This window comes from Kitasatospora sp. NPDC028961 (assembly GCF_055564815.1).
The window spans coordinates 20349-33171 of record NZ_JBVHVO010000021.1; the positions used below are offsets into that span (position 1 = coordinate 20349).

A 12823-nucleotide genomic window follows, 5' to 3' on the forward strand; every position below is an offset into this window, starting at 1 on the left:
GCAGGACGGGGAACGGCACCGGTGAGGTCAGTGCCAGCTGTCGGGCGAAGCGCGCGAGAGTGCGCAGGAGGAGCGTCCGCACGGGGACTCCAGGGTCTCGAAGGACGTGTGCGGACGGTACAACGCCCGAAGTCCCGGCAGGTCACGCGGTGTCGCCCGAGGAAGCTCGGGGCGGCACTGTACGGACTGCCGGGACTTCGGGACTGCCGGGTCGGCCGGATCAGGGGCCGAAACGGCTCAGCGACTGAGCGCGTCGATCTCCGCGAGGTCCTCGGCGGTCAGCGGGCCGCCGTTCAGCGCGTCGATGTTCTGGTCGAGCTGGGCGACGCTGCTCGCGCCGATGATCACCGATGCCACCCGGTCGTCGCGGAGCACCCAGGACAGCGCCAGCTGGGCGAGGGTCTGCCCGCGCCGCTCGGCGACCTTGTTCAGCGAGCGCAGCTGCTCCAGCTTCGGGCCGGTCAGTGCCTCCTTGTTCAGGAACCGCCCGACCGACATCCGCGACCCGGCGGGCACCTCACCGGAGAGGTAGCGGTCCGTCAGCAGCCCCTGGGCGAGCGGGGAGTAGGCGATCAGGCTGGTCCGGGTGTCGCCGACCGCGTCCAGCACCCCCTCCTCCACGGAGCGGTCGAGGATCGAGTACGCGGACTGGTTCAGCAGGACCGGGGTGCCCAGCTCGCGCAGGATCGCGACGGCCTCCCGGTGCTGCTCGGCCGGGTAGTTGGAGATCCCCGCGTACAGGGCCTTCCCCGAGCGGACGGCCGAGTCCAGCGCGCCCATCGTCTCTTCGAGCGGGGTTTCGGGGTCGTGGCGGTGCGAGTAGAAGACGTCCACGTAGTCCAGGCCCATCCGGCCCAGCGACTGGTCCAGGCTGGCCAGCAGGTACTTGCGGCTGCCGCCGTCGCCGTACGGGCCGGGCCACATGTCCCAGCCCGCCTTGCTGGCGATGAACATCTCGTCCCGGTACGGGCGGAAGTCCTGCGCGAAGAGGTAGCCGAAGTTGCGCTCGGCGCTGCCGTACGGCGGGCCGTAGTTGTTCGCCAGGTCGAAGTGGGTGACGCCCCGGTCGAAGGCGCGGCGCAGCACCGCCCGCTGCACCTCCAGCGGCTGGGCGTCACCGAAGTTGTGCCACAGGCCGAGCGAGACGGCGGGCAGCTGGACGCCACTGCGGCCGGCCCGGCGGTAGGTCATCGAGGCATAGCGGTCATCCGCGGCGAGGTACGTCATGCCGGACATCCTGCCAGGACCGTCGCCCCGATCAAGCTCTTGCCCCGCCCCTGACCGGTGCATATGCTCGCGGTGGATCGTGTGTGTGCGAGGCGAAGGGGAGCCGGTATGACCATCTGCGCAGCTCTCCCGCGCTGTTGTCGCCCCGTCCGCGGCACGCGCTGACGCCGCCGCCCAAGCTCCTCTCCCGCCCCGCCGCCGCTCCCGTGTGAGCGCGATCGGCCCCTGGGCGCGGGGCCGCCGGGGCCCGGGTGCGCCGCGCCGCCGTTCCCCCCGGGATCCCCGTTCCTCCCGGATCCCCGTTTCCCTCCGGATCCCCGGACCTCCCCGGTGGATCCCCGCCGAGCGCCGGCGCACCCCGCCGAGCGCCACCGAACGCCCCACAAGGAGACCGCCATGCGGTTCACCGTCTCGTCCCTCGTCTCCAACGGACCCGACCCCGTCACCGGAGTGCGGCGCACGACCCACGAGAAGCTGCACAACGTCATCGACCAGGCCGTCACCGCCGAACGGCTCGGCTACGACGGCTACGGCGTGGGGGAGCGGCACGGCGAACCGTTCCTCTCCCCGGCGCCCCCCGTGCTGCTCAGCGCCATCGCCGCCCGCACCTCCACGATCCGGCTCTTCACCACCGTCACGGTGCTCAGCATCCTGGACCCGGTCCGGGTCGCGGAGGACTACGCGGTGCTCGACCAACTCTCCGGCGGCCGCCTCGAACTGATCATCGGCAAGGGCAACGACCCGCGCCACTTCGACCTGTTCGGGCTGCCGGAGGACCGCCAGTGGGACGCGCTGGCCGAGAACTACGGACTGCTGCACCGACTCTGGCGGGAGGAGAAGGTCAGCTGGGAGGGCAGCACCCGCCCGCCGCTCAGGGAGGTCACCACCTCGCCGCGTCCGTACCAGGATCCGATCCCGGTCTGGCACGGCAGCGCGACCAGCGAACAGTCCACCGACCTCGCCGCCCGCTTCGGCGACCCGCTGTTCTCCGCCAACTCCTTCCATCCGCTGGCCAAGTACAAGGCGCTGGTCGACCACTACCGCGAGCGCTGGGAGCACTACGGCCGCGACCCCGAGGACGCCCGGGTCGGGACGAGCTTCGGCGGCCTGTTCGTCGCCAGGCGCTCGCAGGACGCGATCGAGGGCTTCCGCCCGTACTGGGACGCCCTGCTCGGCTCGGCGGCCGGCAGGCACAACAACTCGCCGTTCGAGTCGCTGGAGGACGCGCTGGAGCGCGGCTCGGCGCTGGTCGGCAGCCCGCAGCAGGTGATCGAGAAGATCCACCGCTATCACGAGGCGTTCGGCAACGAGGTGGTGGGCATCGGCGTGGACGCCCTCACCGAGGACGTCCAGCACGAGCAGCTGGAGCTGTTCGCCGCCGAGGTCGCCCCGGTGATCCGCCGCGAGCTGCCCTGACCGGCGGCCCCGCGCGCACCACCGTCACCCGGTGAGGCTCTCGCCTCCCGGGGCTCCGGCAGCCATCCCGGCTCTGTACCTACTGGTATGTACATTGGACGTACCAGTAGGTACAGTCGCCGCATGGCCACGGCAACCCAGCACGTCATCGCCGGCCCGCGGCTGCGCGCCCCGGTCGAGGCGACCTTCGACCGGCTGTGCGACCCGCTCGCCGAGGTGATCGCCGAGGGACAGGCCGCCGGTGAGCTCGCTCCCCGCGCCGACCCGGCGACACCGCCGCGGCCGGGGTCGCCCTCGTCCAGGGCGGCTACGTGCTGGCCCGCGCCGCCGGTACGGCCGAGTCGTTCGACCGGGCCGTCCGGGGCGCCCTCGGGCTGCTCGCCGCGTACCGCACCGGCCGAGACCGCCTACCGGCCGAGGTGAGCCGCCCCGCCCTGTCCGAAGCCCCCACCAGGAGCCCGACGTGCACGCCATGCAGTACGAGATCACCCTCCCCGCCGACTACGACATGGGGATCATCCGCCGGCGGGTCGCCGAGAGGGGCCACCTGCTCGACGCCTACCCCGGCCTCGGCCTCAAGGCGTACCTGGTGCGCGAGCGCGGCCACGACGACTCGCCCGTCCACCAGTACGCCCCGTTCTACCTCTGGCGGACCGCCGAGGGCATGAACAGCTTCCTCTGGGGCCCGGGCTTCCGGGGCCTGAGCGCCGACTTCGGCCGTCCGGCCGTCCGGCACTGGCTCGGCGCCGGTCTGCGCCACGGAGGTCCGCGCCGGGACGGACCGCCGCGCGGCGGTCTGCTGCGCGGTGACGCGGACGGGTCCGCCGGCTTCGCCAGCCGCCACCTCGAACCACTCCCGGACGGCGCCGACCCGGCCGAGGCCGTCGAGGCCGCCCTCGCGTCCCTGCCCGACCACCCGGCGCTGCACACGGCGGCCGTCGCCGTCGACCCCGACCGCTGGGAACTGCTGCGCATCGCGCTCTGGAGCGGCCCGGTCCCGGAGGACGCCCCGGGCACCCGCTACCGGGTGCTGCACCTGTCGACCCCCGAACTCGACCGGCTGCCCGCCGGCCGCCACTGGTGAAAGGACCACACCCCGTGAACCCCGCCGACCTCGTTCCCGCCCCGCTCGACCGCGCCGCCGGCTACGCGCTCCTGGACGAACTCGCCGGGCCGCAGACCCAGGCCGCCACCCTGACCGGGCTGGACGCGCTGGCGCCCGGCTTCGCCGACTGGATCGTCACCAGCCTCTTCGGCGGCACCTACCAGCGGCCCGGGCTGGCGCTGCGCGACCGCCAGGTGGCCAACCTGGCCGCGCTCACCGCCCTCGGCGGGGTGGAGCCGCAGCTCGCCGACCACGTCCGCAACAGCCTGCGGGTCGGGCTGAGCAGAGCGGAGATCACCGAGGTGCTGGTCCACCTCGCGCCCTACGTCGGCGTGCCCAAGGCCCTGGCCGCCCTGCGGGTGGCGAAGACCGCCTTCGCCGAGGCTGAGACCGGGGGCCGGGCCGCGTGAGTGCTTCTGTCGACAGTGGCGCCGAGGTTGCCGCCGGCGCCGGGGGCGGTGCCGTCCGCACCGTTCTGGGTGACCTCGACCCGGCCGAGCTCGGCGTCTGTGACGCCCACGACCACCTGTTCCTGCGCAGCCCCCGGCTGCCCGGCGAGGAACTGGACGACCCGGCGGCCGCCGAAGGGGTGCTGCGCGACTTCGCGGCGGCCGGCGGCCGGGCGCTGGTCCAGTGGACCCCGCACGGCATGGGCCGCGGCGCCTTCGCGCTCCCCGGTCTCGCCCGCGCGACCGGCGTCCACCTGGTCGCGGCCACCGGCCTGCACCAGGACGTCCACTACGACCCGCAGTGGCTGGCCGAGCGCTACGAAGGGCTCGCCGAGCTGTTCACCGCCGAGCTGACCACCGGTCTGCGCGGCGCGCCCGCGGGCGTCCGGGCCGGACTGATCAAGGTGGCGGGCGACTACCACGGTCTCGGCCCGCACACCCGCCGGGTGATGGCGGCCGCGGCCGAGGCGCACCACGCCACCGGCGCGCCGATCGCCGTCCACCACGAACTCGGGACCGCCGCCCCGGACGTCCTCGACCTGCTCTGCGGGCAGCACGGCGTGCCGGCCCACCGGGTGATCCTCGGCCACCTCAACCGGCTGCCCGACCTGCGGCTGCACCGGCACCTTGCCGGCTCCGGCGCCTACCTGGCCCTGGACGGTCCCTCCCGGGCCCATCACGCCACCGACCACCACCTGTTCGACACCGTCGCCGCGCTGGTCGAGGCCGGCCACGCCGACCGGCTGCTCCTCGGCGGTGACACCACCACCCGCACCGCCCGGCACAGCCCCGGACCCACCCACCTGCTCACGGCCGTCGCTCCGCGCCTGCACCGCGAGTTCGGCCCGGACCTGGCCCGACGCCTCCTCGTCACCAACCCCGCCCAGGCCCTGACCGTCCGCTGGGCGCCCCACTGAGCGCTCTGCGCCACCGGTCCGGAGCGGCCGCCACCCCGCCGGGGCGGGGCGGGGCGGTCCGAGCCGATGACAGGTACACCGGCTGTCCCGCGGGCTGCTCACCGACCCGCTGCGTTGCCTGCCCGGCGGGGCCGCTCGACCGGGACTCGGGTGGGCTGCCCGGTGGGCCGGGCAGACCGATACCGGTCGCGGCGAGCGCGGCGGCCGGCTCGTGGGCGTTCGTCCAGGGCTTGTGCTGCCGGGCCGGTGGGGTCGGCGGGTTCGGCACAGCCGTCCGCAGCGTCGAGCCGTTCGCCGGGGTGGGAGTGCGGTCCGAGTAGGCCGGTCAGGGCTGCGGAGAGGGCACTGGTCGTCCCGTCGGCCCTGTGCTGCGGGCCTCGCGGCGCCGCGTTGGCGGGCGTCCGCCCGGCCGGAGCCGAGTGCTCGGAGGATCGGCCGGTCCGATGCGCCGAGCCGGTGGCCCGCGGCGGAGAAGGCGGGGAGCGGGTCGGCGAACCGGTACGGGCTGCGCCGTCCCTGGCCGACCGCTGAGGACCGGGCGGTGCCGCGTTGGCGGGCGTCCGCCCGGCCGGGGGCCGGGTCAGCCGCCGAGTGCCCGGAGGATCGGCTGTCCCAGTGCGCCGAGCCAGCCCGCCAGGGCCGAGAGGGGCCCGAGCAGGCCGGTACCGGCGGCGACGAGTGCACCGGCCGAGCCGAGCAGGCGGGTGATCCTGGTGAGCCGGCCCGCGACCGCCTCGCGGTCCGGCTCCGGTCGCGCGACCTCCGTGTCCAGCGCGTCGAGTTCGGTCCGGACCTCGGGGGCGACCGCCGGGGGCAGCTGCGCCCGCTCGGCGGCGGAGCGGAGTTCGCCGACCAGCGCGCGGACGTCCTGCCCGGCCGCCGTGAAGTGGCCCGTCTGGCCGCCCCGGACCGTCTGGTCACCGGCGACGTTGTTGATCACGCCGCCCTGCTGGTTGCCGATGTTGAAGACCATGGCGTCCCTCCGGGGGAGTCGGTCCTTGGACGCTGGGGAGTCTCAGCGGGGCGGTGGCGCCTGGAGCCGCTGCGCTTCCGCCGACTCGAAGCGCCGCCGACGGGAGGTGGCCACGATGTGCAGGACGATTCCGACGAGGATCAGGACGCTGCCGATCGCGGCCACCCCGAAGCCGATGGCGCCCACCGGCATACCGCCGATCTCCGGGCCGAGGACATTGGGCACGGTCAGGTGGGGGCTGTCGGTGTTGGCCGCGTCGTTGGTCTGGGCGATGAAGCGGATGATCGCCCAGCCGTAGACCGCGCCGCCGACCACGAACAGCAGGAAGCCCGCCACCACCAGGTGCCGCGCCCTGGTCCGGGTGGCCGCGATCTCGCGGAAGAAGCTCTCCCGCCGGGCCTGCGTGACGTAGTTGTACTGGTCACCTGCGACGTTGCTGAGGTTGCCCGCCTGCTGCTGCCCCACCTCGAACCGGCGCTCCGCCCCGTACGGTGGTGCCGCCGGGCGGTCGGGCGGCCCGGGCGGTGGCGGGCGGCGGCCCGGCGGGGGCGGCCGCGCCGACGGGTACTGCGGCGGCGTTGGGCCCTGCGGTGCTGGGTACTGCTGCTGCTGCTGCGCCGACGGCGGCACGAGCGGACCCCGCAGTCCGCGCGGCTGCTCCTGCGGTTGCCGGTACTCCTGGCGCTCCTGGTACTCCTGGCGCTCCGACGGCTCCGGCTGGAGCGGCAGCGCGGCGGTCCGGGTGACATCGGCGGGCCGCTCCGCCGGGCTCTGCGCCGGGTCCCCCGTGCCGGGGCCGGGAAGGATGGCGGTGGCGGCCTCCCACGGGTCCTCGTAGTGCACCTCGAAGGAGCCGAAGTCCAGGACGTCCCCGGCGTGCAGCTCCTCCTGTCCGTGCACCGGGTGGCCGTTGAGCCGGGTGCCGTTGGTGGAGGCCAGGTCCTCGACGGTGGTGTGACCGGCCGACCGCTGCACCACGGCGTGGCGCCGGCTGACGCCGGGCTCGCCCACCCGGATCTGGCAGGTGGCGTCCCGGCCGACGAGCAGCGGCCGGTCGGTCAGTTCGAAGACCTCGCCCCGCAGCCGGCCGGGGGTGTCGACGACGAGACGGGGTAAGGCTTGTTCCCGCGACGGTGAACTCATGGCACGGCCTCCTGCCGGGCGGGCTGCTGAACCACCGGCGGCGGCGACACGGTGCGGCGTCCGTCCGCCGGCTCGAGTGCCCTCACCCTCCAGTAAAGGCCACCTCGGCGCCCCGGGACAGCCCCCGGGGCCCACCGGGTCGGCCGGCCGTCCGGTCGAGGGTCACATGTGGGTGCCGCCGTCGATCCGGATCTCGGTGCCGGTGACGAAGGCGCCGTCGTCCGAGGCCAGCATGGCGATCACGCCGGCCACCGTCTCCGGCCCGGCGAAGCCCTGGCCGAGCGCGGGGGAGAGCTTGGCGAGCAGGCTGAAGTCGGCGTCGGCGGGCAGGCCCGGGTTGTTGGTCATGCCGCTGTCGATGCTGCCCGGGGCGACGCAGACCGCGCGCAGTCCCCGCTTGGCGTACTCCGAGGCGATCGCGTGGGTGAACGACTGGATGCCGCCCTTGGTCGCGGCGTACGCGGCCATGTAGGGGTGCGCGAAGGTCGCGGAGGTGGAGCTGAAGTTCACCACCACGCCCCGCCCGTCGGCGAGCAGGGCCGGCAGCGCCTCGCGGGTCATCAGGAAGGTGCCGGTCAGGTTGACCGCGATCAGCGTGTTCCAGAACTCCAGGCTGGTCTCGTGGGTGTGCGAGGAGCGCAGGATCCCGGCCGCGTTGACCAGGACGTCGAGCCCGCCGAGTCCGGCCACCGCCTCGGCCACGCCCGCGCGGACGGCGGCCTCGTCCGAGATGTCCACGACCGAGGTCGTCAGCCGGTCGGCGGTCCCGTCACCGGTCGCCCGGTCCAGGGTGGCCTTCAGGCCGTCCTCGTTGACGTCGACCGCGACGACCCGCCCGCCCTCGGCGAGGATCCGGTGCACGGTGGCCTGGCCGATGCCCGAGCCGCCGCCGGTGATCAGGACGTTCCGCCCGCTGAAGCGCTCCATGGTGGTTCTCCGTTCGTTCGTGGTCTCGCGACCTCGATTGACACGGTACGCCGAAGTGGCACATCGTGCCAATAAGTCGTGACGGGCCAAAGTGGCATGATGTGCCATGCGGATTCGGTTGGACGGTCATGTCGGTCATACCGCTGACGACCGCCCGGCGCGGCACGCCGCCGAGGCCCGCCGCGCCACCCGGGCGTGTCACGCCGCCCCGGCACAACACGTCACCCCGACACGTCGCGCCACCCCGGCGTGTCGCGCCACTCCGGCACAACGCGCCATCCCGGCACGTCGCGCCACCGCGTGCGTCGGTCCGCGTACGCTGAGTGCTGTGATCGGACGCCCCACCCTGAACCAGCGCCGCCGTGACACCACCCGGCTGGAGATCGCCCGTACCGCCGCCGCGCTCTTCGCCGAGCGCGGGGCCGAGGCGACCACCGCCGAGGAGATCGCGCTCGCCTCCGGCATCTCGGTGCGCACCTTCTACCGCTACTTCTCCGTGAAGGAGGACGCCGTCGCCCCGCTGCTGGCGGCCGGCGGCCGGCGGTGGGTGCTGCTCTTCGCGGAGAGCTCGGCCGATCTGCCGGTCCGCGAGGCGCTGGAGCGTTCGGCGGTCGAGTCGCTGACGCCCACCGACACCCCGGGCGTGGAGGCCATGCACTGGACCCGCGACCTGCTTCGCGATCCCCGGCTCGACTCGGTCTGGCAGCGCGTGCACGCCGACTCGGAGGAGCGGCTGCGCGCGGTGCTCACCGCCCGCTGCCCCCGGGGCACCGACGAGCTGGAGATCCGGCTCGCGGCCGCCGCCGCGACCACCGCGATCCGGGTGGCGCTGGAGGAGTGGGCCTTCTCCGACGCCCCCGCCGCCGGGCCGGGCTCGCCCCAGGAGCTGGGCGCCCGGTGCATGCGCGAACTGACCGCCGGTCTGCGCCTCTGGAGCAGCGTCAGCTGACGCGACCTCAGCCCGGCCCGCCCGCCGCACCGCCCGCCACACCGCCCCTCACTCCGCTCGTGCCGGCCCGTTCTCCCGGCGTCCCGGCACTGCCCCGGCCGCCATACCCGCTGGTCGGCGGGTCCACGGGGGCCCGGCGGGCCGCTAGGGTTGTTGATCGCGCCTCGGTGCTGGCTTCCGTGGTGGACGGGGGAACCGGGGCGGCCGTTCCGGTTGTCCTGACAGTTGTCCTGCCAACGGGGACGGGGGAGTTCGAGGCGTGGGAGCAAGTAGGACATGGGTCTGACGAGCCACAAGGTGCTGGCGCTGACCGTATTGATCGCCGTCGTGATGATGGCCGGCACGGTCTGGCTGTGGCCGAGACTGTCGAAGACGACCTGGCAGGCGGTGCTCGGCCGGATCGGCGCGCTGCTCGCCACCCAGCTCACCGTGCTCGCCGCGCTGGGCCTGGTGGCCAACAACTACTTCGCCTTCTACAGCAGCTGGGACGATCTGCTCGGCACCGGCGACAACGGCCCGGTCGTCATCCAGAACAAGGCGGACGCCTCCGGGCGCCTCCAGGTGGAGACCATCGGGCACGCGTCGGTCCAGGGCGGCGGGGCGCTCGGTCGCGACCCCAAGCAGTCCGGCGAGATCCGCGAGGTCCGGATCGACGGCGCCGGCACCCGGCTCTCCACCGACGGGTACGTCTACCTGCCGCCGCAGTACTTCCAGCCGGAGTACGCGCAGAAGCAGTTCCCGGCGGTGATCGTGAGCACCGGCTTCCCCGGGATCGCGAAGAACCTGGTGACCCGGCTGAACTACCCGGGCGCGGCGCTCAAGCTGCTCCAGGAGGGTCGGATGCAGCCGACCGTGATGGTGCTGATGCGCCCCTCGCCCGCACTCCCGCAGGACACCGAGTGCGAGGACATCCCGGGCGGCGCGCAGTCGGAGACGTACTTCACCAAGGACGTCCCGGCCGCGATCCAGGCGACTTACCGGGTCTCCTCGGACCCGCAGGCCTGGGGCTTCATGGGCAACTCGACCGGCGGCTACTGCGCCCTCAAGCTCGCCATGCGGCATCCGGAGGTCTTCCCGACCGCCGTCTCGCTCTCCGGCTACTACCAGGCCGCCGACGACCCGACCACCGGCGACCTCTTCCGGGGCAGCCAGCAGCGTCGCAACGAGGCGGACCTGATGTGGCGGCTGAAGAACCTGCCGCAGCCCGAGGTGTCCGTCCTGCTGGCCGGGACCAGGGAGGGCGACGGCGACTACCGCCGGGACACCGAGGCCTTCGTGGCCGCCGCGCACGCGCCCATGAAGGTCTCCTACAGCATGATGAAGACCGGCGGCCACAACTTCGAGACCTGGAGCAGGCTGCTGCCGTCCTCGCTGGAGTGGCTCTCCCAGCACCTCAAGGTGCCGAGCCACACGGTCTGACCGCCGCCGGGCCCGCCCGCCCGGCCAGAACGCCCGGATACCAGCGCGCCAGGTCACCAGGACGCCAGGTCACCAGGACGCCCGGTCACCGGCGGCCCCGGACCGGCCTCAGGCCACCGGCTCCAGCGTCCCGGTGTGCAGCTCGCCGACCCGGCCGCCCTCGCCCTCGTACGTCCAGAACGCGCGCACCGTCAGCCTGCCGAGGTCCATCACGTGGCTGACGGTGATGCCGCTCTGCTCGGTCCAGCTGACGAAGTACAGCTCCGGCCCGATCTCGGCGATGTGCAGCGCGACGTCCTCCCACTGGCCCGCCGACTCGCCGAGGCCCTCCCAGCGCAGCCGCTTGCCGTCGGGCGAGTAGGCGTTGCGGAAGGCCGCGCCGTTGTCGACCTGGAAGAGGTAGGTACGGCCGGCGAAGGCGGGCAGGGGCGCGGTCATGGCGGAGCGGGTCCTCGTCTCTCGTCTGTGCGGTACGGCTGGACTCCCAACCTATCCGACCGGCCGACCTTCGCGGCGGACATGCGGGCACCCGGCCACGGAGCGGACACCGGGCCGGCGCCGCGCCCGCCCCGGCGCCGCGCCCACCCCGGCCGGACCTCCGCCACCCGCTCGCCGGCCCGCCGCCGACCCCGTCGGCCGCCCCGGCCGCGCCCCACGCCCCGCCCCGCCTCCAACTGATCAACTTCCCCGGTGACTTGATCCACTCCGGACGGCTCCCACTGTGAGCTGCGCGACAACGCCCCCCGTCGGCTTGTCGACATTCGAGCGGCCTGCCTAGCCTGCACGAGTCCGTCTTCGCGGACCCCGCCGTCGGGACGCCGAGTCCTGTCCACCCGCCGGTCGGCATTCGAGCACCGCAGCGGACGGGAGCGGGGGACCCAGGTCAGTGCCCGGCCCACGCGCTCGCGCGTGCGGACCGAGGCTAGGGGTGAAGCCGCTCCCACAGGCGGCCGGGCAACCTCAGCCCGAACCCGACAGCTCACCTCGCAGGCGTCTACAGAGGACACCGCCATGCAGAAGCCTGCCCGGCGCGCGACCCCGCGCCACGCCCGCCCCGCCCACCGAGGCCGCAAGGCCGCCTTCGCCGCCACCGGAGCGCTCGCCATCAGCGGCGCCGGCCTGCTCGGCGTCCCGGCGCTCAGCGGCGCCCAGGCGGCCACCGCGCCGACCGTCACCCAGGACAGGCTCGCCCCGGCCACCATGGTCGCGGGCAAGGCCACCACGGCCGCGCTGACCGTCCACTCCTCGTCCTGCTTCACGGCCAGGACCGTCGGCGTCGGCGTCCGCGACGCGGCCGGGCGCAACCTCGACTTCCCCGGCAACGTCTCCAACGCGCAGATCTGCCCCAGCGGCCTGTCGATCACCACCGGTGCCCGCACCCTGCCCGCCGGGACGTACACCCAGTTCGGCTTCTGGCAGGACCTCGGCGGTACCTGGCACAACCTGCCCTCGCGCCAGCTCGCGGTCTCCGACCCGACCGTCGCCCCCGCCCCGAGCCCGACCGCCACCCCCACCCCCAACCCCACCCCGACGCCGTCGCCCACCGCGACCGCGACGCCGTCGCCCACCGCCCCGGCCCCCACGACGCCCGCGACCGGCGCCCCGGTCGCCGGGAAGTCGCTGACCTGGTCGGACGAGTTCAACGGCCCGATCGCCTACGGCTCGCGCTGGACGGGTGACAAGAGCAGCGCCTACCACTACGGCAACCACAACCCGGACGACAACAAGCTCGACTGGCTGAACAAGAACAACGTCTCGGTGGCCGGCGGCGTCGCCACGTTCACCGCCAAGCCGGGCGCCAACACGCTGGAGAACGGCAAGAAGTCCTGGGACACCGGGCTGCTCACCACCGAGTACTCCAGCGAGGGCTTCCAGGTGAAGACCGGCGACTACGCCGAGACCCGGGTCAAGCTCCCGGCCGGTACGGGCGCCTGGCCGGCCCTGTGGACCTGGAAGAACGGCAACGGGGAGATCGACTCCTTCGAGTACCACCCCGACAACCCGAACCTGCTGGAGCTGACCAACCACGTCAACCCGGGCCACCTGTACTACACCGACGCCAAGGCGATCGCGAAGGACGGCTGGGTCACCATCGGCACCCACTACGGCGCCACCTCGGTCGACTGGTACGTCAACGGCACGAAGGTCTTCTCGGACGGCAAGGGCGTCGGCGCCAACTGGTCCGCGTACCTGATCCTCAACCTGTCCCTGAGCGCCGGGCAGTACCACGCCGCGCCGCAGGGCACGGCCCCGATCACCTTCGCCGCGGACTACGTCCGGGTCTACCGCTAGGCCGAT

Annotated in this window: 13 protein-coding genes and 1 riboswitch; of the genes, 8 read left to right on the top strand and 5 right to left on the bottom strand. The window is 73.8% G+C overall.

Annotated elements, in window-relative coordinates:
* Positions 1-237 precede the first annotated feature (237 nt).
* Positions 238-1227: an aldo/keto reductase gene (locus tag ACZ4UX_RS27505; RefSeq protein ID WP_465708672.1), complete on the bottom strand. Its 990-nt coding sequence runs from the start codon at positions 1225-1227 to the stop codon at positions 238-240.
* A 396-nt stretch (positions 1228-1623) separates the two neighbouring features.
* On the opposite strand from ACZ4UX_RS27505, the gene ACZ4UX_RS27510 reads away from it, so the two are divergent.
* The 5 genes from ACZ4UX_RS27510 to ACZ4UX_RS27530 all read left to right on the top strand — a co-directional run bounded on the left by ACZ4UX_RS27510 (position 1624) and on the right by ACZ4UX_RS27530 (position 5114).
* Positions 1624-2643: an LLM class flavin-dependent oxidoreductase gene (locus ACZ4UX_RS27510; RefSeq protein ID WP_465708673.1), complete on the top strand. Its 1020-nt coding sequence runs from the start codon at positions 1624-1626 to the stop codon at positions 2641-2643.
* Positions 2644-2766: 123 nt separating this feature from the next.
* Positions 2767-3066, top strand: coding sequence for a hypothetical protein (locus ACZ4UX_RS27515; protein WP_465708674.1), 300 nt, complete (start codon positions 2767-2769; stop codon positions 3064-3066).
* 40 nt (positions 3067-3106) lie between these two features.
* Positions 3107-3727, top strand: a complete 621-nt coding sequence (locus ACZ4UX_RS27520; protein WP_465708675.1) for a DUF4865 family protein — start codon at positions 3107-3109, stop codon at positions 3725-3727.
* Positions 3728-3741: 14 nt separating this feature from the next.
* Entirely contained in the window at positions 3742-4158 is a 417-nt protein-coding gene (locus tag ACZ4UX_RS27525; RefSeq protein WP_465708676.1) for a carboxymuconolactone decarboxylase family protein, read from the top strand.
* Complete coding sequence (locus ACZ4UX_RS27530; protein WP_465708677.1) at positions 4155-5114, top strand: phosphotriesterase family protein; 960 nt, start codon at positions 4155-4157, stop codon at positions 5112-5114. The genes ACZ4UX_RS27525 and ACZ4UX_RS27530 overlap by 4 nt, the downstream gene beginning before the upstream one ends.
* Positions 5115-5694: 580 nt before the next feature.
* Here ACZ4UX_RS27530 and ACZ4UX_RS27535 read toward each other — a convergent pair.
* The 3 genes from ACZ4UX_RS27535 to ACZ4UX_RS27545 form a co-directional block, all read right to left on the bottom strand.
* Entirely contained in the window at positions 5695-6087 is a 393-nt protein-coding gene (locus tag ACZ4UX_RS27535) for a hypothetical protein (RefSeq protein WP_329490579.1), read from the bottom strand.
* A 42-nt stretch (positions 6088-6129) separates the two neighbouring features.
* The gene (locus ACZ4UX_RS27540; protein WP_465708678.1) at positions 6130-7230 is read right to left on the bottom strand and encodes an FHA domain-containing protein; all 1101 of its coding nucleotides are present in this window, start codon (positions 7228-7230) and stop codon (positions 6130-6132) included.
* Positions 7231-7392: 162 nt separating this feature from the next.
* Positions 7393-8157, bottom strand: coding sequence for an SDR family NAD(P)-dependent oxidoreductase (locus tag ACZ4UX_RS27545; RefSeq protein ID WP_465708679.1), 765 nt, complete (start codon positions 8155-8157; stop codon positions 7393-7395).
* 328 nt (positions 8158-8485) lie between these two features.
* Here ACZ4UX_RS27545 and ACZ4UX_RS27550 point away from each other — a divergent pair, with 328 nt between their 5' ends.
* Positions 8486-9106: a TetR family transcriptional regulator gene (locus ACZ4UX_RS27550; protein WP_329490582.1), complete on the top strand. Its 621-nt coding sequence runs from the start codon at positions 8486-8488 to the stop codon at positions 9104-9106.
* Positions 9107-9382: 276 nt separating this feature from the next.
* On the top strand, positions 9383-10525 hold the full coding sequence (locus tag ACZ4UX_RS27555) for an alpha/beta hydrolase (protein WP_352291151.1): 1143 nt from the start codon (positions 9383-9385) through the stop codon (positions 10523-10525).
* A 108-nt stretch (positions 10526-10633) separates the two neighbouring features.
* On the opposite strand, the gene ACZ4UX_RS27560 is transcribed toward ACZ4UX_RS27555, so the two are convergent.
* On the bottom strand, positions 10634-10963 hold the full coding sequence (locus ACZ4UX_RS27560) for a MoaF-related domain-containing protein (protein ID WP_329490584.1): 330 nt from the start codon (positions 10961-10963) through the stop codon (positions 10634-10636).
* Positions 10964-11367: 404 nt separating this feature from the next.
* Positions 11368-11532, top strand: a riboswitch (cyclic di-AMP (ydaO/yuaA leader).
* A gap of 4 nt (positions 11533-11536) precedes the next feature.
* Here ACZ4UX_RS27560 and ACZ4UX_RS27565 point away from each other — a divergent pair.
* On the top strand, positions 11537-12817 hold the full coding sequence (locus ACZ4UX_RS27565; RefSeq protein ID WP_465708680.1) for a glycoside hydrolase family 16 protein: 1281 nt from the start codon (positions 11537-11539) through the stop codon (positions 12815-12817).
* Positions 12818-12823 lie beyond the last annotated feature (6 nt).

Excerpts from the sequence above, each read along its gene's own strand:
- ACZ4UX_RS27545 (WP_465708679.1), bottom strand. The coding sequence starts at position 8,157 with ATGGAGCGCTTCAGCGGGCGGAACGTCCTGATCACCGGCGGCGGCTCG.
- ACZ4UX_RS27505 (WP_465708672.1), bottom strand. The coding sequence starts at position 1,227 with ATGACGTACCTCGCCGCGGATGACCGCTATGCCTCGATGACCTACCGC.
- ACZ4UX_RS27540 (WP_465708678.1), bottom strand. The coding sequence starts at position 7,230 with ATGAGTTCACCGTCGCGGGAACAAGCCTTACCCCGTCTCGTCGTCGAC.
- ACZ4UX_RS27510 (WP_465708673.1), top strand. The coding sequence starts at position 1,624 with ATGCGGTTCACCGTCTCGTCCCTCGTCTCCAACGGACCCGACCCCGTC.
- ACZ4UX_RS27565 (WP_465708680.1), top strand. The coding sequence starts at position 11,537 with ATGCAGAAGCCTGCCCGGCGCGCGACCCCGCGCCACGCCCGCCCCGCC.
- ACZ4UX_RS27515 (WP_465708674.1), top strand. The coding sequence starts at position 2,767 with ATGGCCACGGCAACCCAGCACGTCATCGCCGGCCCGCGGCTGCGCGCC.
- ACZ4UX_RS27560 (WP_329490584.1), bottom strand. The coding sequence starts at position 10,963 with ATGACCGCGCCCCTGCCCGCCTTCGCCGGCCGTACCTACCTCTTCCAG.
- ACZ4UX_RS27555 (WP_352291151.1), top strand. The coding sequence starts at position 9,383 with ATGGGTCTGACGAGCCACAAGGTGCTGGCGCTGACCGTATTGATCGCC.
- ACZ4UX_RS27535 (WP_329490579.1), bottom strand. The coding sequence starts at position 6,087 with ATGGTCTTCAACATCGGCAACCAGCAGGGCGGCGTGATCAACAACGTC.